Origin of the sequence: Nocardia sp. NPDC127526 (assembly GCF_042672265.1) — a bacterium.
GTDB lineage: Bacteria > Actinomycetota > Actinomycetes > Mycobacteriales > Mycobacteriaceae > Nocardia.
This window is the reverse complement of the sequence record NZ_JBHXVO010000012.1, coordinates 63912-90093: the sequence shown is the minus strand read 5'-3', so window position 1 is coordinate 90093 and position 26182 is coordinate 63912. Positions and strand designations below refer to the sequence as shown.

Sequence of the window (26182 nt, the reverse complement as noted above, 5' to 3'; positions counted from 1 at the left end):
CAAATATTTCACATATTTTTGTTTTGTTCTCTTAAACTCGGGGGGGGCCCCCCCCCCCCGCCCACCACTGTCGGATCCGAGACTCAGCCGCGGCCGGTGCGCACCGGGAGGTCGCGGATCAGCGCCCAGGCGCCCGCGGTCGCGATAACCGCCGCGCCGACGCAGACGGCGATGATCAGCGGGACGCCGAGATCTCCTGCCGGCACGTCCGCGAGCCTGCCGGCCGGCGCGCTGGTGACACCGGTCGTCGCGGTCGCGGTAATGAGCAGCAGGCCCAGTGGGATGAGCAGGAGGCCGCCCAGCCCACCCCAGACGCGGCGGTAGAAGGCAGCCGCGATGGCCGCGCCGACCGCGTGATAGACCGCGAAGGTGAGCAGGAACGAGAGGAAGATCCAGCCGTACTGATCGGCGGAGTCGTACAGCCCGCGCGGGGCGGGATCGAGAGCGACCTGCGGCCAGTCCGCGACCCGGTACACCAGGCGTTCGACGGCGAAGCCCAGCGTCATCAACGCCGCGCCGACGGTCACCAGCACCAGACCGAAAAGCAGTGCCTGCCTCGCGAATTCACGGCGGGTGATGCCGTGGGCGAGATACATCGGCAGGTAGACGGCGGTCACGTAGATCCCCATGCCGAACATGTACCAGCCGGGTATGGAGTCGGACGCGCTCCAAGCGCTGATCTCGATATCGCGAAAGAGGCTGATCACCACTGTGGTTACCATTATGAAGATCAGCAGTCCGGCCCACAGCACCACGACGCCACTGCTGTGCCACAGGTGCCGGGCGATGGCGAAGCGGCCGGTTCGGACGGAGTAGGACATCCGGTTCATCGCCGTCCCCCTTCCCTCTCGGTGAGATGAATGAACAAGTCCTGCAGGGCAAGTGGTTCCACCGTGAGCCCGGCGGCGCGGGCCGCGCCGAGATGGCCGTCGGTGAGTGCGTCGCGCACGGTCGCGCGCTTGGTCGCGCCCAGCTGCCGCTGATCCAATACGCTCAGCCCGGTGATGAAGGCGTCGACCCGGTCGACCGGCCCGGTCACCGCCGCGCCGTTGCCGCGCAACGCCTCCGCGTCCTCGTGCAGCAGGATCCGGCCCTCGTGCAGGATCACCACATCCTCGAGCAACGGCCCGACCTCGTCGATGAGATGTGAAGACAGGATGAAAGTGCGCGGGCGCTCGGCGTATTCGCGCAACAACTCGTCGTAGAACGCTCGCCGCGACGGCGCGTCCATGCCGAGGTGCGATTCATCGAAAATCGTGATCGGTGCGCCTGCCGCCAGCCCGAGCACGGCACCGAGCGCCGATCGCTGGCCGGTGGACAGCTCGCTCAGCCGGGTCCGCTGCGGGAGTTGGAATTTCGCGACCAGTTCCGCGGCGCGCTCGGCGGACCAGTTGGGGCGCAACATGCTCGCCATCGCGAGGGCGTCCGCGACCCGGTCTTCCGGCCAGTTGTTCTCGACGGTGTCGCCACCGCCGCGAATGAAGCAGATCCGCCGAGTGCTGTCGGGGTTCTCCCACACCGGCGCGCCGTCCAGCAGCACGTGCCCGGACGTCGGTTTGCGGAACGCCGCCAGCACCGACAGCAGACTCGTCTTGCCCGCGCCGTTGCGGCCGAACAGCCCGACAATGCGCTGCTCGGCGAGGTGCAGTGACACCTCGTGCAGGACGTCCGTCTTTCCCTGCGGATAGCGGAGAGTGAGGCCGTCGATATCGATGACGCTCATCGGGAACCCCCCTCCCCGTTGCGGATCCGTGCGATCACCTGATCCAGCGGAATCCCCAGCGCCTTCGCCTCGGCGATCATCGGATCGACCATTTCGGCGAAGAATCGCTCCCGTCGCTGCCCGGCGATCAGGCCCCGCGCGCCGGGCGCGACGAACATGCCCACGCCGCGGCGCTTGTAGACCACCCCCTCGGCGACCAGTTCCTGAAATGCCTTGGCCGCCGTTGCCGGATTGATCCGGAACATCTCGGCGTACTGAGTGGTGGACATGATCTGCTGGTCCTCCTCCAGCGCGCCGTGCAACACATCGGCCCGGATTCGCTCGGCAATCTGCCGATAGATCGGGCTGCGGTCGTCGAACACGGCTCACCCCTGTGTGCTTCTATGGTTCATTACTTGTGTAATGAACCATAGAAGCCTTCGAGCGGCAGGTCAACCGATCGGCGTATCCGATTTCTCCGGCAGGTCCTCCGCCAGCACCGCCTCGCCGCGCGCGACCATGCCGGCCTCGTCGGAGAGTTTCAGGTGCGGGATGAACAGCGCCAGCAGGAAGGCCAGGGCCACACCGGGAATCAGGTACCAGAAGCCGGGCACCAGGGCGTCGACGTACGCGCCGACAATGGCGTCGTGCAGCTGCTCGGGCAGGTGCTTGACCACCGACGGAACCAGGGCGCTCGGGTCGAGCCCGGCCGCTTGCGCGCCATTGGCCCGGAACGCTTCGGCGAGGCCCTCGGTCAGGCGATTGGTGAAGATGGAGCCGAAGACGGCCACACCGATCGCGCCGCCCATTTCCCGGAAGTAGTTGTTGGCGCTGGTCGCGGTGCCGATCTGATCGGGGGTCACCGCGTTCTGCACCACCAGCACGATGATCTGCATGATCAGGCCCAGGCCGGCGCCCATGACGAAGAGCATGCCCGAGACCACCCACATGGAGGTGTCGGCGTTCAGCTGGGTCAGCCACAGCATGCCCGCGCCCATGATGAGCGCGCCGACCGGTGGGTAGACGCGGTACTTGCCGGTCTTGGTGATGGCGCTCATCGAGGAGATGAGCGTGGCCATCATGCCGACCATCATCGGAATGAGCAGCAGGCCCGACACCGAAGCCGAAGCGCCGGTGGCCATTTGCAGGTAGGTCGGGATGAAGGCGAGCGCCGCGAACATGACCAGGCCGACCACCAGGCCGATGGCCGAGGTGAGCACGAAGGTCCGGTTGCGGAACAGCCACAGCGGCAGCATGGGCTCCTCGGCGCGCGATTCCACCACGATGAACGTGCCGACCACCAGCACCAGGGCCGCGATCATGGACAGGATGACCGTGGAATCCCACTCGTAGCGCTTGCCGCCCCAGTCGGTGAGCAGGATGAGCAGCGTGGTCGCCGACGACATGAGCACGACGCCGAGGTAGTCCGGCTTGGTCTTGGGCCGGTGGCTGGGAATGCTCAGGTACTTGAACGCGATGACCATGGCCGCGATGCCGATCGGCACATTGATCCAGAAGCACCAGCGCCAGCCGGTGTGATCGGCGAAGAAGCCGCCCAGCAGCGGTCCGGCCACCGAGGTGATGCCGAAGATCGCGCCCATGGGCGCCATGTACTTGCCGCGATCCTTGGCGGGCACCACATCGGCGATGATGGCCTGCGCCAGGATCATCAGACCGCCGCCGCCGACGCCCTGCAGGCCGCGGAAGGCGATGAACTCCCAGAAGCCGGTCGACAACGCCGCCCCGACCGAGGCAAGGGTGAACACGCCGATGGCGAACAGGAACAGCCAGCGGCGGCCGAACAGGTCGCCGAACTTGCCGTAGATGGGCATGACGATGGTGGTGGCCAGCAGGTACGACGTTGCGGTCCAGGCCATTTCGTTTACGCCGCCGAGCTCGCCGACAATGGTCGGCATGGCGGTGCCCACAATGGTCTGATCGAGGCTGGCCAGGAACATGCCCGCGATCAATGCGGAGAAGATGAGCCAAATTCGTTTCTGCGTCAGGACGATAGGCGCCGGCGGCGACTCGGCCGTCGTGGTCATCGGTCGTGCTCCTTACTCGTTGTCGGGTCGGCGAAACAGCTCGGCCGCCAGGGCGCATTGCGCGCGTATCGCGTCGGCCAGGGATCGATCGGGATTGGTGGCCAGCGACATGGCGGCCCGGGTGCTGAGATTCGACATGATTCCGGCTGTGACACCGGCGAATTCGGCGTCGACCTCTTCGCCCTTGCGCGCGGACAGCAGTTCCCGCACGGCGGCCTCGTGCCGCGCGCCGGCCGCGATGAAGGCCGCGAGCACGCGCCCCTCGGTCTTGATGATCTCCGCGACGAGGGCGATGCTCTCGCGCACTTCCGCTTCCGGCTCGTAATCGGAGGCGAACAGCGCGACCACGTCATCGATGAGCACCCCCGTCGGCCCGCCCGCGATGAATTCCGCGCGCGCCTGCGGCGTCCCGATCTCGGTGACCGGCCCGACCACGGCATCCAGCTTGGTGTCGTAGTAGTTGAAGAATGTCCGCGGCGACACCCCCACCGCCTTCGCGATGTCGTCGGTGGTCGTCGCATCGAGCCCGCGTTCAACGGTCAACCGCCGCGCGGCCATACAGAGATCGAGCCGCGTCTGCCGCTTCTTCCGCTCCCGCAGCCCGAGCTCCGGCTCGTCGCCCTTCGCAGCACCCATGCTCGAAAATTTAGCAGAAACTGCAATTTTTCAGAAACTGCAATTTAATGAGGCGCTCATCACAGGACCGCCCGGTGGACGAACTCCTATGGACCGTGGACGGTGATCCATGGCCGAACCCGCTCGCCTGGACTGGAATCGAGTCATGGCACAGCACAACGATGAGATCCTCGTCCTCGCCGCCACGGGCAAGACCGGGCGCCGCGTGGTCGAGCGGCTACGCGCCGCAGGCGCCCGGGTGCGACCGGTATCGCGTTCCAGCACAATCCGTTTCGACTGGTCGGACCGCACCACCTGGGCCCCGGCGCTGACCGGCGCCGGCACCGTCTACCTCGTGGCGCCGGAGGAACCGGAACCGGTCGCCGACTTCGTCGAGCAGGCGGTGGCCGCGGGCGTGCGCCGCTTCGTCGCCCTGTCCGGCCGCGGTATCGAGCACATCGACGAACACTTCGGCCAGGGCATGGCCGCCGCCGAAGCGGCGGTGCGCGATTCGGGCGTCGAGTGGACCATCCTGCGCGCCAACAACTTCCTGCAGAACTTCACCGAGGATCTCTGGCACGCTCCGCTACTCACCGGCCGGCTCGGCCTCCCCGTCGACGGCATCCTCGAACCCCTCATCGACGTCGAGGACATTGCCGCGGTCGCCGCCACGGTCCTCGTCGAGCCCGGTCACACTGGCCGGATCTATGAGTTGTCCGGCCCGCGCCGGCTGTCCTATCCCGAGGCGGTGGCCATTATCGCCGCGGCGGCCGGCCGCGAAATCCGCTTCGAGGAGCTGACACCCGAGCAATACCGCGCCGAACTCCGCGCCGAAGGATGGGACGAGGTCGGCGTCGCCGCCATGGACAGCCTCTTCGCCGTCATGCGCGCCGGCCACCTGTCCGACCTGGCCGACGGCGTCCAGCGTGTGCTGGGCCGCGCGCCGACCAGCATCGAGGAGTGGGCCGGAAAGGCGGCCGCCACCGGGATCTGGTCCCGGCCCTGACCCTTCCCGGCCCCGGCTCTTCCCGCCCTAGCCCTGCGGCATGGTGATGATCAGGCTGCGGCGGAGCCGGAGGATGGCGGCGTTCGGAACGCCGGCGTAGGTGGCCCAGCCGGCGAAACCGCCGAAGTCGCGATCGATGGCGTCGAGCAGGGCGGTGATGGCGGACTCCGGGCAGCGGAAGAGGTGCTCCGGCAGGTTGTAGTGGCGGAAGCGCTCGACGACCCGGGGCATGCCATCGGCGCTGCGCAGGTAATCGCGGATGATCGCCTCGCGTGGGACGCCCGCCAGGCCCAGGGTGATCGCGATGACGATGCCGGTGCGGTCCTTGCCCGAGGCGCAGTGCACGACGGTGGGGCGCGGGAGCAGAGCGGACAGGGTCTCGATGGCCATCGGGAGGTTGACGTCGTTCGCGAGATGGTCGACGTAGATGTCCTCGAGGCGGGACGATCGACCGCTCTGCACGGTGCGCAGCGGGACGTGGGCGTAGCGGGCACCCGGGAGATCCGCGATGCCTTCGGCGCGCGCCTCCGTTTCCGATCGCAGGTCGAGAATGCAACGGACGCCGAACCATTCGATCAGCAGCTCGCGATCGGCATCGGTCAGCGCTTGCAGGGTGTCGCTGCGGTACAACCGGCCCCGGCGGATCCGGCCGCCGCCGGTGTCGCGGAAGTTGAACGCGCCGGTGAGCGGCGAGGTGACCATGGTCATCGGTCGTCTCCTTCCTCCGGCGCGCGCGTGTCGAAGGTGATGGTTCCCGCGGTGCCGTCCACCGTGATCCATTGCCCGGTGCGGATTTTCCGCGTGGCATCGGGCACGCCCACCACGGCGGGGATGCCGTATTCGCGCGCGACGGTGGTGCCGTGCGAGATCATGCCGCCGGTCTCGGTCACCAGCGCCGCCGCGGTCAGGAACAACGGTGTCCAGCCCGGATCGGTGGTGGCGGCGACCAGGATCTCGCCCGGTTCCACCCGCGCGCCGGACGGATCCTCGACCACGCGGGCCCGGCCGGTCACCGCCCCCGCGGCCGCCGCCAGGCCGGTGAGATCGGCAGTCCTTGCCGCGGAACCGGTTTCGAGTTCGGGCGCGGTGCCGTCGGAGATCAGGATCGACGGCACGCGGGGCCGCCGCGACTCCCGGTCGTGGATCTCGCGCCGCGCGGCCACCTCCGCCCGGAAGTCCCGGCCGTCCACGGCCGCACGGACTTCGGTGAGCTCGAGGAACATGACATCGTCCGCGCGCTCCAGCCTTCCCGCGCCGGCGAGCTCCGCGCCGACCAGCAGCAGCTGTGCCCGCAGCAGGGCGAAACCGCGCATCAGGCAGAGCTTGGGGAACTCCCGCAGGCCGCGCAGCCGCCGCGACCGGCGGAGCAGGAATCGGGCCAGCAAGGCTTGCGGCGCACGGGTTTTCGGGACCCGCGCGACCAGTTCATCGATCGTCGCCTCGGCGGCGGCCTCGGCCGCGGCGAACCGGGCCTCGGCATCCTGTTCCACATCGGAGGCGCGCAGGAAGTTGGCCAGCATGGCGAAGATCGGCTCCGGATCGTCGGACCAGCGCGGCACCCCGAAGTCGATCTCGGAGGTGGCGCGGCAGCCGTAGTCCCGCAGGAAATCCGCCACACCGTGCTGCACGAGATCGGGCAGCGTGCCCGCCAGCTGCTTGGCGGCCAGCTCGTCCGCGGCCGTCTCGAGCACTAGGCGCGAGGCCGCGCCGTCACGGCGGATGCGCGCCGCCAGCCGCCACAGCACGAGGTCCATCTCGGTGGTGGGATTGTGCGGGACGCCGCGGAATACGGCATTGATCTCGGCCTGAGAGGCGTAGTCGCGCAACAGGTCGGCCGCCAGCTGAGCGCCGACATGGCCCGCCGTATTGGCGTCGCGCGGGAGATCGGCCTCGATCCGGCAGACATCGCGCCGCACCGATTCCACGAACGCGAGGCGTTCGGAGGCACTCGCCTCGGCCGGTCCGGCGAAGGCGCGCAGGCGCTTGTCCGCATCCCGGAGCACCCGGCCGCGCGCCGTATCCGGCCACAGCCAGGCCGGAATCATTCGCTCCCAGCGCCGCCGCCGCGGCTGCGGTGGGGTGTCGCCCTCCGACCCCATTGGGAGAGAAGGGAATCGCGGATCCCGGCCGAGTTGTTCGACGATCCGCCCGGACGGCGCGGCGAGGCTGTCCACGAAGGCGGCCATCTTCGGGCGCTTGGCCGGGCTGCGCACGCCGTCGGTGATATCCCAGAACAGCCAGCCGTGCACATCGGTGATGAAGGCCGAGAAGCCGAGGGTCTGCATATAGGTCTGCATGCCGCGCTGGCGCTCGCGAATCATGTCCGCGCCCATGGGCGTGAACGGCTGGCTGATGCCTTGATAGACATTGACCGACCAATACGCGCGTGGGGTGGAATGACTGGAGTGCGGCACCGGGAACAGCGTGGTGATCGGCCGGGACTGGGTCAGCCACAGTTCGCCGTCGCGGTTGAACGCCCACTCGACGTCCTGGGGAACACCGAAGTGCCGCTCCAGTTTACGGCCCATGGCCACCAGTTCGGCCTGTTGAGCCGCCGACAGGCAGCCGTCCTCCGGGGCCTCGATCGGCGCGCCGTCCGCGGTCAGGCTGTAGTGATCGGGTGTCACGGTCCCGGAGACGACCGCCTCCCCGAGACCGGGCGTGGCCTCGACCACGATCTCGGATCGCTTGCCGGTCACCGGATTCGCCGTGTACAGCACACCGGCGCTGGCGGCGTCGACCATGCGCTGCACGACCACCGCGATGGCCGGGTAGTGGTCGGTGTCGTGGGCCGCCCGGTAGCGCGTCGCCCGCTCGGACCACAGCGACGCCCAGCACTGCCGCAACGCGTCCAGAACGCCCTGGGCTCCAAGCACATTGAGATAGGTGTCGTACTGGCCGGCGAAGCTGGCATCGGGCAGATCCTCGGCGGTGGACGACGACCGCACGGCGACAGCGATGGGCTCACCACCCGAAAGCTCTTCGTAGGCTCGAACAACGGCGGCTTCGAGGGCGGGCGGTATCGGCGTCGCGAGAATGAAGTCCCGCAGCTGCCCGGCGAGCTCACCGAGGCGTTCGGCATCCTCGGCCGGAGTCCGCGCGAGCGCGTCGAGCAGTTCGTCGGCCGAGACCGCCGCCAGGTAGGCGGCCGTGGTCACGCAGAACCCGCCGGGCACCGGGAAGCCCGCGGCCGCCATCTCCGCGAGATTGGCGGCCTTCCCGCCCACCAGGTCCCGCATGCCGCTTCCGACCGCGGCAAGGCCGAGGACGACGGGGGCCGTCCGGTCGATGTCGTCGATCGTCACGTCCATTACCTCCCATGAGTGTTTGATTAGGCTCAGCTTGCTTTCTCAACCTGGGTTGAGTTCAAATGACGCGATGGAGTACACCTCGATCAGGGACGTCACCACCCGGTTCGACCTGCCTGTTTCGACGCTGCACTACTGGGAGCGCCGAGGGCTGATCACACCGCACCGCCGGTCCGGCTGGCGCTACTACGACCGCGATCAGCTGTATCGGATCGCCCTGATCCGGCTGTGGCGCGATACCGGTCAGCTGAGCCTGGACGAGATCGCGACCGTGCTGGCCGGCCGCACCGCCACCCACGACTGGCGGGACACGGTGGCCGCGCGGATCGAAGCCGTGGACTCCCAGCTGCGCAAGCTGGAGACCACCCGCGCCTACCTCACCCATCTGCTCGAATGCCAGCGCGAGAACGCCCTGGAGCAGTGCCCGGAGTTCCGGTCCACCGTGGAATTGCCCGGCGCCGATCCGGATTCGGAGACCACCTGCGCTTGACCTCGACTCGGGTTGAGCAGCCAGACTCTGCGGGCATGACCGTCCAAGGCCTGATCGATACCACCGAGATGTACCTCAAGGCAGCCTATGAACTGGAGGAGGACGGCGTCGTCCCGCTGCGCGCCCGCATTGCGGAACGACTCGGGCACACCGCGCCCACGGTGAGCCAGACCGTGGCCCGCTTGCAGCGCGAGGGCCTGCTGCTGGTCGACGGCGACCGGCAGCTGCGACTCTCGCCGGAGGGCAAACGCCTTGCGGTGCGGGTGATGTGCAAGCACCGCCTCGCCGAGGTCCTGCTGCACCGCGTGATCGGGCTGGACTGGGCGCAGGTGCACGCCGAGGCGTGCCGCTGGGAGCATGTGATCTCCGAGGACGCCGGACGCCGCATCTTCGAGCTCTGCGGCGAACCCCGGTTCTGCCCCTACGGCGCGCCGATTCCGGGCCTGGCCGAACTCGGCGTGACCGACGCGCCCCCGCCGCCCGCTCCCCATGGGATACAGCAGCTTTCGACAGCCGGCCGTACCGGACGCCGGGTGGTGCAGCTGTACCGCATCAGCGAGCGAATCCAGGACGACGTGCCCTTCCTGCGAAAACTGCTGGCCGCCGGGCTCACTCCGGGTGCACTGCTGACGCTCACGCCGGCCGGCCATGTGATCGAGGCCGGAGATGCGGGAACGCTGGTGCTCGATCGCCGTCAAGCGACGATGCTTATCGTCTGCGATCCCACCGGCGCGGACCCGAAAGGGATGGCGCGCAAACACAATGCGGTCACGCGTCGCGCTGCGGCGCAGAACACCCGGGGCGAATGTAGGCGAAACACAATGTGTCATGTAATATTCAGCGGGCATTAATACGTCATACCAATCCTCTGGGCTGATAATCCGCCGTTTCTTGGGAGTTCCTCATGCCACTTCGGGCTGCTAACACGGCGCGCCTTTCCTCCACCGTGGTGGAACAGTTCGAGGAGATGATCGAGAACGGCGAATGGCCGGTCGGTTCCCGAATTCCGCCGGAACAAGAGTTGGTCGAGCAACTCGGCGTCGGACGCAGCACGGTGCGCGAAGCCGTGCGCGCCCTCGAACACGCCGGGCTGCTCGAACCCCGCCGGGGCGACGGCACCTATGTGCGGGCCCGGCACGGATTGTCCGCGGCGCTGCTGCGGCGCACCAAGGCCGCGAATGTGCTGGAGATACTCGAGGTTCGCAACAGCATCGAGCGCCAGGCCGCCCGCGCGGCGGCGCAGCGGCGCAACGATGCGGACCTGGCGCGAATTACGCAGGCCCTGGCGAATCAGCACGCCGCCCGCGCGGCCGGTGACGAGGACGCGTTCCTGGCCGCCGACCACGAATTCCACGGCGCGATCATCGGCGCCACCCATAATTCGGTGCTGATCGAATTGTGGGAGGGGCTGAGCTACGCGCTGAACGCGGGCGTGGCCGCGGTGACGGCCGAATTGCGCCGCGAGCACCAGGATTTCCCGGATCACGACATCCTCGCCGAGGCCATCGCCGCGGGTGACGGGGACCGGGCCGAGCAGGCCGTCGCCGTGATCATCGATACGGCGGTCGACCTGCTGACCCAGGTGCAGAACCGCGCCGCCGAGGAAGCGTAGCGGCGCGGTTCGCATTGTCAATCCAGCTGCAGCCGTGGCGAATACAGGTCGAACCAGTGGTACAGATCGAGCACGCGATCCAGGCCGTGCCGGGTCTGCCCGCTGAGGGTGGCCGCCTCGGCCTGCACGGCCTCCTGCAGCCAGTCCCGGCTCACCAATTCGAATACCGGTGAATCACTCTCGGCGAGCAGCTCTTTCGCCTGCGACTGGAGTGCGACGGCATATCCCGGATCCTGGGTGGAGGGATACGGGCTCTTCAGCCGCTTGGCCACCGATTCGGGCAGCACGTGCCGGGCGGCCTGCCGCAGCAGGCTCTTCTCCTGGCCGTCGAATGTCTTCAATGCCCAGGGCGTGTTGTAGACGTATTCGACGAGCCGGTGATCACAGAACGGGACGCGTACTTCCAATCCGACCGCCATCGACATCCGGTCCTTGCGGTCGAGCAGAATCCGGACCCAGCGAGTCAGGTTCAGGTGACTGATGACTCGCATGCGCCGTTCGAATTCGTCGTCGCCGGGCAGATGCTCGACCTGCGCCACCGCCGTGGCGTACTGATCGGCGGCATAGGCCGGCACATCGAGCAGCTTCCGGACATCCGGGCGCAGCAGTTCTTCCCGATCACTGGTTACCGCATTGCGAAACACCAACCACGGGAACATTTTCGCATTTCTCGACTCTTCTTCGAAAAACCATCGATAGCCGCCGAACACCTCATCGGCCGCCTCCCCGGACAATGCCACCGTGGACTGCTGCCGAATGGCTTTGAACAACAGATACAGCGAGGTGTCCACATCGCCGAGCCCGGAGGGCATATCCCGCGCGGCCACGCACGCGCGGCGCACGGCCGGATCGGTGAGCGCGGCGGGATCGAGCATGACATCGTCGTGCGCCGAACCGACCAGGCCGACCACATCGCGAATGAACGGCGAATCCGGGGTGTCGCGCATTTCGTCGGGCCGGAAATTCTCTTCCTGACCGAGATAGTCCACCGAGAAGGTCCGCAGCGTCTCCCCGCGGGCGGCGAGGTGGGCCGCCGCGAGCCCGGTGACGGCGCTGGAATCGAGTCCGCCGGAAAGCAATACGCAGCGCGGCACATCGGAGACCAGCTGGCGGTGCACGGTGTCGGTGAGCAGCTCGCGCACCGTGGCCACCGAGGTGTCCCGGTCGTCGGTGTGCGGGGTGGTCTCGAGCTTCCAGTAGGTGCGCGAGCGGATCCCGTCGGCGTCCACGGTGAGGATGGTGCCCGGTTCGACCTCGGCCATGTCCTTCCACAGCGACCAGCCGGGCGCTTTGGTGAAAGCGATCAGCTCCCGCAGCCCGTCGGCGTCGACGGTCCGCGACGCCAGCGGGTTGGCCAGAATGGCCTTCGGTTCCGAACCGAACAGCACTCCCCCGCGAACCCGTTGGTAGTACAGGGGTTTCACACCCATTCGGTCCCGGATGAGCACCAGTTTGCGGCTGCGGGAATCCCAGACGGCGAAGGCGTACATGCCGTTCAGCCGTTCCGCTACTCCCGCATCCCATTCCAGATAGCCGCGCAGGACGACCTCGGTGTCGCTGTCGGTGCGGAAGCGATGTCCCTTGTCTTCCAATTCCTTTCGCAGTTCGGCGAAGTTGTAGGCCTCGCCGCTGTAGACCAGCGTGACCGGGCCGCCCGGGGTGTCCGCCGTCATGGGCTGCGCACCGCCGGGCAGGTCGATCACCGCCAGCCTGCGGTGGCCCAGCCCGGCCTCGCGGCACGACCAGACGCCGCCGGCGTCGGGTCCGCGGCAGGACATGGTGGCGGTCATGGCGTCGAGGACCGGGCGCTGATTACGCAGATCGTCCTCGAACGAGATCCAGCCCGTAATTCCGCACATCGTCTCTCCCAAATAGTCAGTCGAACGCGGGCTCTTCGGTGCGGGTCCGCTTCAGTTCGAAGAAGTGCTCGAAACCGGTGAGCAGCCGGGCGCCGTCGAAGATCAGCCCGGCTTGTTCGCCGCGCGGGATGCGCGACAGGACCGGCCCGAAGCACGCCTTGCCGTCGATGCGGACGACGGGTGTGCCGACATCGGTGCCGACGGAAGACATTGCCGCGCCGTGACTTTCCCGGATCGCCGCATCGAGCGAGGCGTCCGTCCCGGCGCGCGCCAGATCGGTGGGCAGCCCGAGGGACTCCAGCGCCAGCACGGTGACGACGGGATAGTCCGCATCGCCGCCGGGATGGATGCGCGTTCCCATTGCGGTGTAGAGCGGTTCGAGAATCTTCTCGCCGTGATCGCGCACGGCGGCGGTGAGGACGCGGGAGAGGAACCAGCCCTCCCGCATCATGACCTCGTACTGTTCGGGCAACCGGTTGCCCTCGTTGAGCACGGACAGGCTCATCAGGTGGAAGCGCAGGTCGATATCGCGGACCTCGGCGGCTTCGAGCAGCCAGCGCGAGGTGACCCACGCCCACGGGCAGATGGGGTCGAACCAGAGGTCGGCCCGGATAGGGTTGTCGCTCATTGTTTTTCCTCGATATTCGGCCGGTCAGGCGAAGGCGGCCGGGGTGTAGCTGCCCACCTCGCGGGCGGCCTGCAACACCTCGGGATAGATGACGGATTTCGGCCGGTCGCCGGCCACGATGACGATCATCAGGCTCTCCTCGTCCTTGCCGGAGTCGCTGGCCAGATTGGTGAACCGCCGTTGCAGACCGGCGGGCAGCGAGATGACGTCGAAGGGCCCGAGGTCGACGTACAGGTCGTCCTCGTCATTGCAGCGGAACCGCCAGGTGCCGCTGATCGGGATGAACGTCTCGTTGGTGTCGTGGTTGTGCAGGATGGTGCCATTGCCGGGCCGGGTCCTGATGTAGGCGAGGTTGAGGCCTTCGGCAATATCGATGGGCGCGTTCCCGGAGCTCTTCGCGCCGATCGGGGAGATGACCCGCTCGTCGTCCGCGCCTCGCTGCGGCGGCCGGAAACCGATGACGTTCAACATCACTCGCGCACACCGGTCCAGCGCGGTATCCGGTGCGCCGCCGTCGGTCCCGACGAGCTCGGCGAATCGGGCCACCCGGCCGCGCAGTTCATCCTCGTCGAAGCGAATGCTCGCCATGAGTTCGTTGTCCATTTCCAGCTCCTGTCTCGAGGCCGTTGGCGCGGCCGTGAATACGCTGTCCGGATTCGATGGGGGTGAGCACGAGACTGTGCGCGGGCACCGTGACGCCGTCCCCGATGGTCACGGGGCCCAGCACCGTGGCCTTGGCGCCGATGACCACGCGGTCGCCGAGCCGCGGGTGGCGGGCCTCACCGGCGGGGCGGGCGTTGTCGCGCCAGAATCCGATCGCTCCCAGCGTCACTTGCTGATAGAGGGTCACGTCATCGCCGATGATCGTGGTCTCGCCGATCACCACGCCGTCCCCGTGGTCGATGAAGAAGCGCCGGCCGATCCGCGCTCCGGGATGAATTTCGATGCCGGTCAAGACTTTCGCCGCATTGGACAGCAGGCGGGCGGCGATGCGGTGGCCGCGCAGGTGCAGCCGGTGCGCGATCCGGTGGCACCAGACCGCGGGCAGTCCCGGATGGCACAGGGCCTCCAGGGACGAGGTGATCGAAGGGTCTCTGTCGCGGGCGGTGGCAATGTCCTCGCGTAGTCGCGCTATGGGTCGGCGCACGTCAGGACGCCAGCTGTTCGGCTCGCTGCCAGTCCTCTTCCGGCCCGGCGTCGGCGAACAGGGTGACCACGATCTGGTCCGGATCCAGTTGCGCGGCCACCTTTTTCGCACTCAGCCAGGCGGCCGCGGCGGAGGCGCCGATGGAGGTGCCGGTCTGGCGGCGGTACTCCAGCATGCCGTGCAGCGCTTCGGCATACGGCACGTGATGGTGTGCGGCGCCGGGCAATTGAGTGTCGATGAACGGCTGACGCAGGCCATTGCCGAAGCCGCCCGCGCCCGCGAATCGCGGTTCGGAGTGCGGCGCCCGCTCGGTGCCGTAGGGCATTTCCGACGGCGTCACCCCGGCGACCAGCAGTTCGGGCGAGCGCCCGCGCAGTGCGCGATACACCCCGGCCAGGGTGCCGCCGGTACCGATGGCGCCCACCCAGGCGGCCGGGCGGTCCTCGCCCAGCTGCTGGAGAATCTCTGCGCCGGTACCGAATTCGTGCGCGGCGATATTGGCCATATTGCGGTGCTGTACCAGCGGGGTCAGGCCCGGATCGCGGGCGGCGATCCCCTCGCAGACCTTGATCATGCCGAGCAGGCCGCCCGCCGCATCGGCGAGTTCGACTTCCGCGCCGGTCTTTTCGATGGCGGTGAGCAGGCTCGGCGGGATGACGGCGGGCACCACCAGCCGCATCGGGATTCCGGCCAGCTCGCCGATCCCGGCCAGCGCGCGGGCCATATTGCCCGCCGAGGCATCCAGCAGCCGCAGCGGTTCCGGCCCGGTGTGCGTGGCGATGGCCCGGCACACCAGCGCGAAGGCGGTGCGGTCCTTGACCGAGCCGAAGGGGTTGGTGAATTCGTATTTCGCCATGATCCGGGCGCCGCCCGGCGGACCGGGGACCTCCACCAGCGGGGTGTCGCCCAGCCGGTCGGCGAACTCGCGCAGCCGGGGGTGCCTGGCCAGTGCCACCGTCCGATCGGGCGCCTCGGTCAACGGATCGGCAATGGATAGTTCGATTTCGGACTGGAAGGTTTCGGTCACGTTCGTCGTCCTTTCCCCGGCACGCCACAGACAGGGCGCGGGGATTTCGGCAGAGGGAATGATTCCGGCAGTCGGCGGGATCGATGCCGCGTGAGAGGCAATGAATATCGCGCGCGCGGAACGTCTTTGAGGGTAGCAGTAAACAACTGCTCTGTCGAACATCAGATGTTTGAACATCTGTCGGCTTGACCTCAACTCGGGTTGAGGAGGCAAGGTGACCCTAACCCAGCCGACGAGACAGAGAGCCGAGGATCCATGAGCACGCGTTCCACCGACGCCCACCGCGACCGGCTCGTCATGGCGCTCGCCTGCCTCGGCTCGTTCGTGGTCGTGCTGGACGCGACCATCGTCTCGGTGGTCCTGCCCCGGATCCGGGCCGAGCTGGGTTTCGGCGCGAGCACGCTGCCGTGGACGGTCAATGCCTACACCCTCGCCTTCGCCGGGGCGCTGCTGCTCGGCGGGCGCTGCTCGGATGTGTTCGGGCAGCGGCGAATCCTGCTCGCCGGCATGGGGTTGTTCACCGCGGCCAGCCTGGCGGCCGGGCTGGCGCCGGCGGCGCCGGTCCTGCTGGCGGCGCGAGCGGTGCAGGGATTCGGTGGCGCACTGCTGATGCCGACCATCCTGTCGTTGCTCACCAGCACCTTCACCGAAGGCGCGGCGCGTGCCCGGGCCTTGAGCACCTGGAGCGCGGTCGGGGCGGTGGGCGCGGCCTCGGGGCCGATCGCGGGCGGTGTGCTCACACAGCTGGGGAGCTGGCGGTGGGTGTTCTTCGTGAACGTGCCGCTCGGATTGATCGCCCTCGCGGGCACCGTGCGCCTGCTCCCCCGCGCGCCGCGCACCGGGGTGCGGCCGCGCCTCGACATCATCGGCGCGCTGCTGGCGACGGCCGGGCTGACCGGAATCGTCTACGCGGTCATGGAATCCCAGTCCGTGAGCTGGACCGCGCCGGTGGTCGCCGGTCCGCTGGTCGTGGGAATCGTGCTGTGCGTGGCGTTTCTGGCGCACCAGGCCCAGTGGGCGGCAGACCCGCTGGTGCCGCTGAGCCTGTTCAAGGCCCGCGCGGTCGGCAGCGCCAATGTGGTGATGTTCCTGCTCGGCCTGGGCTTCTTCGGTGCGCCCGTGTTCATTTCGTTCGCCCTGCAGTACGTGCACGGTTTCGGCCCGCTGGCGGCGGGCGCGGGATTCCTGCCCGCGGGGCTGGCCATGTTCGCCGGTGCGAAGGCGGCCGGGCCGCTGACCGTGCGACTCGGGCCCCGTCGCGCCGCGGTGCTCGGATGCGTGATCGGAGCCGTCGGATTCCTGGCCCTGGCCATGCTTCTCGACAGCGACGGTTCCTATGTAATGACTGTCGCCGTTCCGAGCGCGGTGTTCGGGTTCGGCACCGCGTCGGCATTCACTCCACTGACGGTCGTCGCGACCAGCGGGGTCGCGGCCGCGCACAGCGGGGTGGCGGCCGCTGTCCTGAATACGGTGCGGCAGACCAGTGGTGCGGTCGGCCTGGCGGTCATGAGCGCCGTCGCGGCGGCGGTGACGGCGGGCCGGGCCGCCGGGCCGGACGCGCTGGTGAGCGGGTACGACGCGGCGTTCCTGGTATCGGGCTGCTGTGTGGCCGCGGCCGCCGCGGTGGGAGCCATCGCGCTACCGCGGTCCAGTCGCGCGGCGGCGGCCGGCGAGGTCCGCGAGCCGGCCGCCGGTGTCGGGGGATCCCGGTGAGCCGCGGCTCATTTCGCCGCCGCGGCGAGCTTCGGGACAATGTGCTCGGCGGTGTAGGCGACCGCGAGCGCGGAGGGAAAGGCCAACGCCTGCGCTTCGGCCTGATCGAGCGCCACATAGGAACCGCGCCGCACCGCGGGCAGCCCGGCGAACAAGGGCTGGGCTTCGAAAGCCTGCCGCTGCGCGTCGTTCTGGTAGCTGACCAGCACGAGATCGGCATCCAGCAGCTCGAGCATTTCCAGGCTGACGCCCGCAATGCCCTTGGTGGCGATGGACGGCAGCGCGGTGACCGTGGGGGACAGTCGAATTCCGTATCGGGCAAGGGATACCGCGAGCACGTCGTCGGCGGAGTTCTTCGTGAAGACCTGTCCCCCGCCCACCGAGCTGACGGTAAAGGTCCGATCCGCCAGTGCGGCGGTGTCGCGGGCCTCGGCGATCTTCCGTTCGGTCTCGGAGATCGCCTGTGCCGCACGGTCCTCCCAGCCGAGCACCCGGCCGATGCGGCGGGTCGTCTCCGGCCATTGGTCGAGATTCGGCCCGGCGGTGTAGCTCAGCACCGGCGCCATCCGGGTGAGCGTGTCGTAATAGGTCTCGAGGTGATAGTCGCCGACCGCGAGGAACAGGTCCGGCTCGAGCGCGGCGACCTGTTCGAGCGGCACGGATTCGCTGAGCCGCAACAATTCCGGGTGCGCCCCGCCCAGCAGCGGCTCGACCCACGGCTGGATTCCGCTCGGCGTCGAACTGCCCTTGGCCATGGCGACCGGGATTACGCCGAGCGCCACGGCGGCGTCGGCGTCCTGACCGAAGCCCAGCGCAATCACGCGCTGCGGCAATCGGTTCAGGACCGCGGAGCCAAGTTTGCCATCCACCGTCACGGCGAAATCGCCTGCGGGACCGGTGCCGGACCCCTCGCCGGGCGCGCAGCCGGCGAGCGCAAGCCCGGCCGCACCCGCCAGGAAGCCGCGTCGGGTGAGCCCGCCGGCGGACGTTTTCAGCGGCATCGGCGCAGCCCAAATCCCTTGCCGGACAAGGGAGGTTCACCTCTGGGCCGATAGCGCCACCACGGATGAACCGGAACGGAGCAACCTTCCATGTGGAAAGGTTTACAGAAACATGGGCTGTTGCGCTAGTCATACATCTGCTGTTAGGTTGACTGCTGTTCGTTCTAGGTAACTCGAGCCTCGTTTGATAGCCCGCTATGCCAGGGCCGGGGCCGCCGCGATCGTCCTCACATCGCCGGCGACTGCACCTGTTTCGAGGCTTCACTCATCCACACAATTGGGGTGCTCTGCGTGAACCCAACCGGTGGCCATACCGCGGCCAGATACCAAATCCCTTACGCACGACGCGGATCCGTACTCGATGACGACGAGTTCACCGCGCTCAAGAGCGTGCTCCAACACGACCCGACCCTGTCCGGGGGTCCCTGGCGGGACAAGTTCGAAGCCCAGTTCGCCGCGTACGCCGGAACCCGGTACGCCATGTCGGTGACCAGCGGGACGGTCGCCCTGGAGATCGCCATCCGACTGCTGGACCTGCGGCCGGGCGACGAGGTGGTGGCGACGCCGCAGACCTTTCAGGCCTCCATCCAGCCGCTGCTCGACACGCCCGCGACAGTGCGGTTCTGCGATGTGGACCCGGAGACGCTCAATCTGGATCCGCGCAAGCTGGAGGCCCTGATCACCCCGCGCACGCGGGCGATCATCCTGGTGCACTACGGCGGCAATCCCGCTGCCATGCAAGAGATCTGCGCCATCGCGGCGCGCCACGACGTGGTCGTGATCGAGGACTGCGCGCATGCGCTCGGCACCACCTACCGCGGCGCCCGGCCGGGCTCACTGGGCGACATAGGCACCTTCAGCTTCCACTCCTCGAAGAACATCACCACCCTCGGCGAGGGCGGGATGATCACGTTCAACCGCCCGGACTGGGCGCAGCGGGTGGATCGCATCCGCAACAACGAGGTCGACATGACCTTCGGGCCGTCGACCGGAGTGCTCGGCCCGCCGCCGGAAACATTGCCCTGGATGAAATTCGCCGACGGCGTCTACGGGGGCTCCTGCACCGGAATCCTGGGCGCGGGCACCAATGCGACATTGTCGGAGGCGGCGTGCGCGGCCGGGACGGTGCAGCTGCGGAAGCTACCCGAGCTGGTGCGGCGACGGCAGCACATCGCCGCCCGGCTCGATGAAGTGCTCGGCGAGCATCCCCAAATCCGTTTGCCGGTCGTCGAATCCGGCAATGAGCACGCCTATCACCTGTACACGTTCTTCGTCACCGCGGGCGCGGACGCCCGCCACGCCCTGGTCCAGGCTCTCGATCACCGCGGGGTCGAGGTGCAATTGCGGTACTTCCCTTTACATCTCACGCCGGAATGGCAGTCCCGCGGCCACGGACCCGGCGAATGTCCCACGGCGGAACGGCTCTGGTTCTCCGAGCACATGAACCTGCCGTGCCATCCCAGCCTCACCGAAACCCAGATCGCCCTGCTGTGTTCCGCACTGCGGAGCAGCCTCGACGAAGTCTTCGGCCGGCATCGCGTGCTGAGCCTGAGCTGATCGGAACGTTCTCCCCATGCCTTTCATTCACGTGCAGATCCTGGAAAAGCGGCTCACCGAGGAAACCGAGCCGAAACTGATCGCCGCCATTACCGATGCGGTGGTCCAGACCTACGGCGAAGACATTCGCGAGCACGTGTGGGTGGTGCTCGATCCCGTACCCGCACACCGCTGGGGCCTCGGCGGAAACCCCGCCGCCCCACGGAATTCCTGGCCCGACACCCTCTCATCACCCCTGGAGTCCCGGTGAAATTCGGATTGAACTTCTTCCCTGTCTTCGCACCCGATCGGAAGTCGGCAGGACAGTACTACCGTGAGGTCATCGACCTGGCCGAACGCGCCGACAAGGCCGGCTTCGACCACGTCCAGACCGTCGAACACCACGGCTCGGCCTATGGCGGCTACAGCCCGGACCCGGTGACGCTGCTGGCCGCCATCGCCGCGCGCACCGAGCGCATCCGGATCACGACCGGCGCGGTGATCCCGGCCTTCCTGCACCCGCTCAAGCTGGCGGGCAAGCTGGCCATGCTGGACAACCTCTCCGACGGCCGGCTCGACGCCGGCTTCGGGCGGGGGTTCCTGCCCGACGAATTCGATTGGTTCGGCGTGCCGATGGACGAGAGCCGCCGCCGGTTCGACGAGGGCATCGTGGCCTGCCGCCGGCTGTGGTCGGAGACCGATGTCGAATTCGAGGGCGAGTTCCACAGTTTCGGGCCGATCACCCTCACGCCGCGGCCCGTGCAGCAACCGCATCCGCCGATTTTCGTCGCGTCGGCGTCCAATCCGGAATCGTGTGCGGCGGCGGGCACGAATGGCTATCACCTCCAGGTGGTTCCGTCGATCGTCAGTCACGAGACCCTGGCGGAGATGCTCGCCGGGTACCGCTCCGCCTGGGACGCGGCGGGACGGCCCGCGGGCGGCGGGCGCATTCAGATCAAGTACACCTGCTACGTCGCCGAGGATCGGGCCACGGCGCTGGCCTGGGGCGAGCAGTTCGAGAACAACTACATCGAGCAGATGACCGCGGCGATCGCGTCGTGGGCGTCGACGACCTCGCAGGCGTACCAGGGCTACGAGAAGCTCATCGACAAGGTTCGCTCCTACGACTTCGGCAAGTCGCTGACCGACCACAAAGTGCTGGCCGGCACGCCCGAGGACGTCGCCGAGCAGATCGCCTGGGTCACACACACTTTCGGCGCGGATCTCGAGGTCAGCGTGCAGCTGAACCCGGGCTACCTCGAACACGAGCACGCGGTGCGCGCGCTCGAGCTGTTCGCCGCCGACGTAATGCCGCGCTTCGATGCCTGAGGCCGACGCCGACGTCCTGGTGGTGGGCCTCGGGGCCTGGGGTGCGATGACCCTGTGGCAGTTGGCGAAACGCGGACTGCGGCCGATCGGCATCGAACGCTACGGCCGCGGGCACGCACTCGGCGCATCGCACGGCGGCAGCCGGATGTTCCGGATCACCTGCCTGGAGCATCCGGGCCTGGTGCCCTTCGCCCGCCGCTCCGCCGAACTGTGGGAGGCCCTCGAACGTGAGACCGGCACCTCCTTGCTGCGGCGGCACGGCGGACTGCTCATCGGAGCGCCGTATTCGGCGGTGGCGGGCGGTACGCTCACCGCCGCGCGGGAGCACGGCATCGAGGTCGAGAAGCTCACTCGCGCACAGCTTTCCAAGAGGTTTCCGCAGCACACCGGGCTGTCCCCGGACGATATCGGGGTCTGGGAGCCGTCGGCGGGGCTGCTGCGGCCGGAGGCGGCCATACGCGCCGCGCTCGATGCGGCCGAGACGGCCGGGGCGCGGGTGCTCACCGGAACCGAGGTCACCGCCGTCGAACCCGATGGCGACGACGTGCTGGTGCACACTCCCGCGACCACGCTGCGTGCGCGCCGCGTGGTGATGGCCACCGGGTCCTGGTTGCCGTCCATGGTGCCGCTGCCCGACCTGCGGGTGGTGCGGATGCCGGTCACCTGGTTCCGGCCCGAGGGCGAGCAGGAGCGGTTCCACCTGGCGAACTTCCCGGTGTTCATGCGGCAGATCGGCGGCAGCACCATCCTGTGGGGCTGCGGGTCGGAGCCGCCCTACGACGTCAAGCTCGGGCTGGAACAGTTCGGGGCCGCGGCGGCGCCCTTCGATACCGGGGATTCCGATCGGTCGGTGACCTCGGACGACTGGACGGCACTGTGCGCCGTGCTCGCCGAGCGGCTGCCCGGCCTGCGGCCCGAGCCCGCGCGGGTCGCGGTGGGCATGCTCACGCTGACCCCGGACAACCAGTTCGTCCTCGGCGCGCTGCCCGAATCGCCGAATGTGATCGTGGCGGGCGGCGACAATGCGCACGGCTTCAAGCACGCCACCGGAATCGGTGAGCTGCTGGCCGATCTCGCGACGGGGCAGGAGCCGCGGCTCGACTACTCGTTCATGGATGTGAAGCGGTTCCGTTGAGCGGCCCGCATTCTGGAAGGAGCGCTGTGACGCTCGATATCTGCGGACTCGGCGCCGTCTCGTGTATCGGCGACGATCCGGAAACCATTCACGACGCGCTGTGTGCCGGGCGGACCGGGCTGGGGCCGCTGCGCGTGTTCGATACCCGCAAATTCCGCTCGCAGGTGGCCTACGAGATCGACGACCGGACCGATCCGGACCGGGACGAACCGCGCCGGTCCACGAAATGGCTGCTGGATGCCATCGCACAGGCGCTGGATGATGCCGGGCTGACCGAACTGCCGGACGGCTGCCCCGTACTCGTCGGCACCACGCATCGCGAGCAGCGGTCGATGGAGCTGTGGTGGCGCGGCGAAGCGGACGCGAGGTTCGATGACCTGCATTTCGGCACGGCGGTGCGCGAACGCTTCGGTGCGGTGGACACGTTCACCTTCGCCAATGCGTGCGCCGCGTCGCTGACCGTGCTGGGACTGGCCGCCGACATGATCGAGGCCGGTGAGTGCGACACCGTGATCGTGGCGGGCACCGACGGGCTGACCGAGGCCACCTTCGGCATCTTCGACCGCGTGCAGACCGGAAACCCCACGGAGGTACGGCCTTTCGCGGCGGAACGGCACGGCATGATGATGGGCGAGGGCGCGGCCGCGGTGGTGCTGCGCCGGCCCGGGCACGGCGGGCCGATCCGGGCCACGCTGCGATCGGTCGCGCTGAACTGCGATGCCGACCATCCCACGGTGCCCGAACAGGGCAGCGTCACCCGGGTGGTGCGCCAAGCGCACGAGCGCGCCGGGGTCGAGCCGGGCGAGATCGATCTGGTGCTGTGCCACGGCACCGGGACGATGCGCAATGACCTCGTCGAAACCGGCATGCTGCACGAGGTTTTCGCCGAGGCGAAGCCGATGATCACCGCCATCAAGGCGTCGACCGGGCATACGCTCGGCGGCTCCGGGCTGCTGAGCCTGATCATGGCCGCCGTCTCGCTGCGTGAGCGCCGGGTGCCGCCGATTCGCGGGCTGACCGAGCCCATGGCGGAGGCCGACGGGCTGGATCTGGTCCGCGGCGAACCGGGCGTGGGGCCCATGCGCCTCGCGCAGGTGGATGCCTTCGGCCTCAGTGGAATCAATGCCGTCGCGATTGTGGAGGTCGCCTCATGACCGAAGTCGTCGTCACCGGAACCGGAACCGCCGTGGACGGTTTGCGCGGTCCGGCCGATCTGCTGGAGCCCTATCGGCGGCACGATGACGGATTCGATCCGGAGACCGGCCTGCTGGGCAAGCATCTGCGGCACCGCGACCGGGCCTCACGGCTCGCCTCAAGGGCGGCCGAGGCGGCGCTGATCGATGCCGGGCTGCTCGGTGAAAACCGTTCTTACCTGGGTGAATCCGAGCGCACGGCCACGGTGGTGAGCACGAATCTCGGCAACCTCGACAGCATCTGCGCATTCCTCGACACGATCGCCGAGGAGGACGCGGAAGCGCTCAACCCGACCGCGTTGCCCAATACGTCCAGCAATGTCACCGGGGGCTGGATCGCCATCGAGCACGGCTTCCGGGCGCCCAATCTGACCGTGTCCAACGGACCGACCAGCGGTCTGGACGCCCTGCACTGGGCGCGGCGGCTGATCCGGTCCGGACGCGCGGACACCGTGGTGGTCACCGGGGTCGAGCCGGACAACCGCTATGTGCGAAAACTGCTGAACGACAATGACGAACCGCAGTGGCCGGATGCCGCCGCGGCGGTCGTCGTGGAATCGGCCGCGGCGGCGGATCGCCGCGGGGCCCGGGTCCGGCTCGCCCTCGGCGAGTACCGGCGCGGCGGCGACGTCGATGCGGCCGTCGCCGTCCTGCCCGCGGACGATTCGGCAATCCTGCTGGCCGAGAAGGGTTCCCAGACGGGCGAGGTCATCGATCTGGCCGCCTGGGCGGGACGGCAGTCCGGGGCGCTCGGGGTCCTGCAATGCGTCGCCGCCGGTGCGGCGCTGAACGGCGGGGACGGTACCGCGCTGGCGGTCTCCTGCCGCCTGCCCGGCGCGGTCGCGGCGGCCATGGTCTTCACCGGGCCGCGGCACACGATTCGTAAGGAGAAGAGGGACAACGTGATCGAGAACGAAGTGGCCGAGCCGACCCAGGTGACCGTGCCGGCGCCCGTCGAGGAGCCGGAGCTGGGCGAGCTGCGGACGCTGGTGGCGCGCGTGCTCGAGGTCGATGTCGCCGAGCTGACCGACGACGCGCATCTGACGAAGGACCTGGGCGTCGATTCGCTCATGCTGCTCGAAGTGTCGGCCCAGATCCGGCGACGGTACGGGGTCCGGCTCACCGATGCGGCGATCACCAAGGTGCAGTCGCTGGCCGAGATCCATGACATGGTCCGGAACGGGCGGAAGGGCTGAAAGGCGTGGAGCAGCACAAGGATTGGCCCGGCTGGCCGGACGACGCCGCCGCGCTCTACCGCAGCGCGGGCCACTGGGAAGGCATGACCTTCGGCGAACGACTGCATCGGTGGGAGACCGAATTCGCCACCCGCACCGCGCTGGTCGACGGCGAACGCCGGTGGACCTACGCCGAACTCGCCGCCGACGCGCGGCGGCTGTCCACCGGTTTGACGAAGCTCGGGCTGCGGCGCGGCGATCGGGTGATCGTGCAACTGCCGAACTCCGCCGAATTCGTGCTGATCTGGTTCGCGCTGGTGCGGCTGGGCGTCGTGCCCGTGCACGCCATGCCCGCGCATCGCCGCAGCGAGATCACCCATCTGGCGCGGCTCGCCGAGGCCGCGGGGTACATCGTGGCCGATCAGCACGCCCGGTTCGACTATCGCGAACTCGCCGCGCAGGTCCGGGCCGAGACCGGAGTTCGGCACGTCATCGTGGTCGGAGATGCCGGCGAGCACGAGGGTTTCGCGACGCTGGACGATCTGCTCGCGACCCCGGCCGGGCCCGATCCGGAGGATCTGCCGCGGGCGAGCGACCTCGCGTTGCTGCTGCTGTCGGGCGGGACGACCGGTATGCCGAAACTGGTGCCGCGGACGCACGACGACTACGCCTACAACGCCCGGCGGGCGGCGGAAATCTGTGAGCTGACCGAGGATTCGGTGTATCTCGCGGTGCTGCCGATCGCCTTCAACTACACCATGGCCTGCCCGGGCATTCTCGGCATCTTCCAGGCCGGCGGCACCGTCGTGATCGCTCCGCTGCCCGGTGCGCAGACGGCGTTCGAGCTGATCGAGCGCGAGCGGGTGACCATCGCGGCCATCAATCCGCCGCTGGTGCCGCACTGGCTCGCCGAATACGAGTACGGGGAGGCGGATCTGTCGAGCCTGCGCGTGCTCCAGGTGGGCAGCGCGCGGCTCGCCGACGATCTGGCGGCCGCGGTCACCAAGACCCTGGACTGCCGGTTGCAGCAGGTGTTCGGCATGGCGGAGGGACTGCTGTGCCTGACCCGGCTCGACGATCCGGACGATCTCGTGCACACCACGCAGGGCAGTCCCATCTCGGCGGATGACGAGCTGCGGGTGGTCGACGCGGACGGCATCGAGGTCGGATTCGGCGAGACCGGTGAGCTGCTGACCCGGGGGCCGTACACGCTGCGCGGTTACTACCGTGCCGCGGAACAGAATGCGCGCGGCTTCACCGCCGACGGTTTCTATCGGACCGGCGATCTGGTGAAGCTGCTGCCCAGCGGGCACGTCAATGTGGTCGGCCGGGCCAAGGACCAGATCAACCGCGGCGGGCAGAAGATCGACGCCACCGAGGTCGAGGGCCATCTGCTCGCCTATCCCGGCGTGGTCGCGGCGGCGCTGCTGCCGGAGCCGGACTCGCTGCTCGGGGAGCGGTCGGTGGCCTTCCTGATCTGCTCGGGCGAGCCGCCCAAAACCGCCGCCCTGCAAGCCTTCTTCCGTACTCGCGAGGTAGCCGCGTACAAGGTCCCCGACCGGCTGCAGATCGTCGAGCACATGCCGTCGACCGCGGTGGGGAAGGTCGACAAGAAGGCGCTCGCCAGCCAGTACATCAACTGATATTTCGCTGAGGTGACA

At 68.4% G+C, this 26182-nt stretch carries 25 protein-coding genes; 12 read left to right on the top strand and 13 right to left on the bottom strand.

All coding sequences use genetic code 11. The features are described from left to right. Positions 1-83: 83 nt before the first annotated feature. The 5 genes from ACFVIV_RS20905 to ACFVIV_RS20885 all read right to left on the bottom strand — a co-directional run bounded on the left by ACFVIV_RS20905 (position 84) and on the right by ACFVIV_RS20885 (position 4383). On the bottom strand, positions 84-830 hold the full coding sequence (locus ACFVIV_RS20905; RefSeq protein ID WP_379198674.1) for a hypothetical protein: 747 nt from the start codon (positions 828-830) through the stop codon (positions 84-86). Then, positions 827-1723 (bottom strand): ATP-binding cassette domain-containing protein, encoded by an 897-nt coding sequence (locus ACFVIV_RS20900; RefSeq protein WP_379198672.1) that lies wholly within the window; start codon positions 1721-1723, stop codon positions 827-829. The genes ACFVIV_RS20905 and ACFVIV_RS20900 overlap by 4 nt, the downstream gene beginning before the upstream one ends. Further along, positions 1720-2085, bottom strand: a complete 366-nt coding sequence (locus ACFVIV_RS20895; RefSeq protein ID WP_379198670.1) for a GntR family transcriptional regulator — start codon at positions 2083-2085, stop codon at positions 1720-1722. Before ACFVIV_RS20895 ends, ACFVIV_RS20900 begins: the two co-directional genes overlap by 4 nt. Positions 2086-2154: 69 nt before the next feature. Then, positions 2155-3747 (bottom strand): MDR family MFS transporter, encoded by a 1593-nt coding sequence (locus ACFVIV_RS20890; protein ID WP_379198668.1) that lies wholly within the window; start codon positions 3745-3747, stop codon positions 2155-2157. A 12-nt stretch (positions 3748-3759) separates the two neighbouring features. Beyond that, complete coding sequence (locus ACFVIV_RS20885; protein WP_379198666.1) at positions 3760-4383, bottom strand: TetR/AcrR family transcriptional regulator; 624 nt, start codon at positions 4381-4383, stop codon at positions 3760-3762. A gap of 109 nt (positions 4384-4492) precedes the next feature. On the opposite strand from ACFVIV_RS20885, the gene ACFVIV_RS20880 reads away from it, so the two are divergent. Further along, a complete protein-coding gene (locus ACFVIV_RS20880; protein ID WP_379198664.1) occupies positions 4493-5368 on the top strand; it encodes an NAD(P)H-binding protein in 876 nt (291 codons plus the stop codon). 27 nt (positions 5369-5395) lie between these two features. Here ACFVIV_RS20880 and ACFVIV_RS20875 read toward each other — a convergent pair whose 3' ends face one another. Beyond that, positions 5396-6076, bottom strand: a complete 681-nt coding sequence (locus ACFVIV_RS20875; RefSeq protein ID WP_379198662.1) for a tyrosine-protein phosphatase — start codon at positions 6074-6076, stop codon at positions 5396-5398. Then, positions 6073-8673, bottom strand: coding sequence for a PEP/pyruvate-binding domain-containing protein (locus tag ACFVIV_RS20870; RefSeq protein WP_379198660.1), 2601 nt, complete (start codon positions 8671-8673; stop codon positions 6073-6075). Before ACFVIV_RS20870 ends, ACFVIV_RS20875 begins: the two co-directional genes overlap by 4 nt. A 73-nt stretch (positions 8674-8746) precedes the next feature. On the opposite strand from ACFVIV_RS20870, the gene ACFVIV_RS20865 reads away from it, so the two are divergent. The 3 genes from ACFVIV_RS20865 to ACFVIV_RS20855 are packed head-to-tail and all read left to right on the top strand — an operon-like array spanning position 8747 to position 10778. Next, positions 8747-9166 (top strand): MerR family transcriptional regulator, encoded by a 420-nt coding sequence (locus ACFVIV_RS20865; RefSeq protein ID WP_379198658.1) that lies wholly within the window; start codon positions 8747-8749, stop codon positions 9164-9166. 35 nt (positions 9167-9201) lie between these two features. Further along, positions 9202-10017: a metal-dependent transcriptional regulator gene (locus ACFVIV_RS20860; protein WP_379198656.1), complete on the top strand. Its 816-nt coding sequence runs from the start codon at positions 9202-9204 to the stop codon at positions 10015-10017. Positions 10018-10070: 53 nt separating this feature from the next. Further along, on the top strand, positions 10071-10778 hold the full coding sequence (locus tag ACFVIV_RS20855; protein WP_379198654.1) for a FadR/GntR family transcriptional regulator: 708 nt from the start codon (positions 10071-10073) through the stop codon (positions 10776-10778). Between the two features lie 17 nt (positions 10779-10795). Here ACFVIV_RS20855 and asnB read toward each other — a convergent pair whose 3' ends face one another. From asnB to ACFVIV_RS20830, 5 genes are read right to left on the bottom strand one after another with little or no spacing between them, the layout of a single operon-like run. After that, a complete protein-coding gene (gene asnB, locus ACFVIV_RS20850) occupies positions 10796-12637 on the bottom strand; it encodes an asparagine synthase (glutamine-hydrolyzing) (RefSeq protein ID WP_379198652.1) in 1842 nt (613 codons plus the stop codon). Between the two features lie 16 nt (positions 12638-12653). Continuing rightward, complete coding sequence (locus tag ACFVIV_RS20845) at positions 12654-13265, bottom strand: disulfide bond formation protein DsbA (RefSeq protein ID WP_379198650.1); 612 nt, start codon at positions 13263-13265, stop codon at positions 12654-12656. Between the two features lie 24 nt (positions 13266-13289). Next, positions 13290-13868 (bottom strand): hypothetical protein, encoded by a 579-nt coding sequence (locus tag ACFVIV_RS20840; protein WP_379198648.1) that lies wholly within the window; start codon positions 13866-13868, stop codon positions 13290-13292. Next, positions 13825-14412: a serine O-acetyltransferase EpsC gene (gene epsC / locus ACFVIV_RS20835; protein WP_379198646.1), complete on the bottom strand. Its 588-nt coding sequence runs from the start codon at positions 14410-14412 to the stop codon at positions 13825-13827. The genes ACFVIV_RS20840 and epsC overlap by 44 nt, the downstream gene beginning before the upstream one ends. A gap of 1 nt (position 14413) precedes the next feature. Beyond that, positions 14414-15439 (bottom strand): pyridoxal-phosphate dependent enzyme, encoded by a 1026-nt coding sequence (locus ACFVIV_RS20830; protein ID WP_379198644.1) that lies wholly within the window; start codon positions 15437-15439, stop codon positions 14414-14416. Positions 15440-15694: 255 nt separating this feature from the next. Between ACFVIV_RS20830 and ACFVIV_RS20825 the strand changes: the two genes are divergently transcribed. Then, complete coding sequence (locus ACFVIV_RS20825) at positions 15695-17152, top strand: DHA2 family efflux MFS transporter permease subunit (RefSeq protein ID WP_379198643.1); 1458 nt, start codon at positions 15695-15697, stop codon at positions 17150-17152. A gap of 8 nt (positions 17153-17160) precedes the next feature. On the opposite strand, the gene ACFVIV_RS20820 is transcribed toward ACFVIV_RS20825, so the two are convergent. After that, on the bottom strand, positions 17161-18153 hold the full coding sequence (locus tag ACFVIV_RS20820) for an iron-siderophore ABC transporter substrate-binding protein (protein WP_379198641.1): 993 nt from the start codon (positions 18151-18153) through the stop codon (positions 17161-17163). Positions 18154-18444: 291 nt separating this feature from the next. On the opposite strand from ACFVIV_RS20820, the gene ACFVIV_RS20815 reads away from it, so the two are divergent. Genes ACFVIV_RS20815 through ACFVIV_RS20785 form a run of 7 tightly spaced genes read left to right on the top strand, consistent with a single transcriptional unit; the run spans position 18445 to position 26164 of the window. After that, positions 18445-19710 carry a DegT/DnrJ/EryC1/StrS family aminotransferase gene (locus tag ACFVIV_RS20815; RefSeq protein WP_379198639.1) on the top strand — a complete coding sequence of 422 codons (1266 nt, stop codon included), beginning with the start codon at positions 18445-18447 and terminating at the stop codon, positions 19708-19710. Positions 19711-19726: 16 nt separating this feature from the next. Then, positions 19727-19960, top strand: coding sequence for a 4-oxalocrotonate tautomerase family protein (locus ACFVIV_RS20810; protein WP_379198638.1), 234 nt, complete (start codon positions 19727-19729; stop codon positions 19958-19960). Then, entirely contained in the window at positions 19957-21018 is a 1062-nt protein-coding gene (locus ACFVIV_RS20805; RefSeq protein WP_379198636.1) for an LLM class flavin-dependent oxidoreductase, read from the top strand. The genes ACFVIV_RS20810 and ACFVIV_RS20805 overlap by 4 nt, the downstream gene beginning before the upstream one ends. After that, on the top strand, positions 21011-22153 hold the full coding sequence (gene solA, locus ACFVIV_RS20800) for an N-methyl-L-tryptophan oxidase (RefSeq protein ID WP_379198634.1): 1143 nt from the start codon (positions 21011-21013) through the stop codon (positions 22151-22153). The genes ACFVIV_RS20805 and solA overlap by 8 nt, the downstream gene beginning before the upstream one ends. A gap of 26 nt (positions 22154-22179) precedes the next feature. Beyond that, complete coding sequence (locus ACFVIV_RS20795; protein ID WP_379198632.1) at positions 22180-23307, top strand: beta-ketoacyl synthase N-terminal-like domain-containing protein; 1128 nt, start codon at positions 22180-22182, stop codon at positions 23305-23307. After that, positions 23304-24542, top strand: a complete 1239-nt coding sequence (locus tag ACFVIV_RS20790) for a beta-ketoacyl synthase N-terminal-like domain-containing protein (RefSeq protein ID WP_379198630.1) — start codon at positions 23304-23306, stop codon at positions 24540-24542. The genes ACFVIV_RS20795 and ACFVIV_RS20790 overlap by 4 nt, the downstream gene beginning before the upstream one ends. 5 nt (positions 24543-24547) lie before the next feature. Further along, positions 24548-26164: a (2,3-dihydroxybenzoyl)adenylate synthase gene (locus ACFVIV_RS20785; RefSeq protein WP_379198629.1), complete on the top strand. Its 1617-nt coding sequence runs from the start codon at positions 24548-24550 to the stop codon at positions 26162-26164. The last annotated feature ends 18 nt before the right edge of the window (positions 26165-26182 follow it).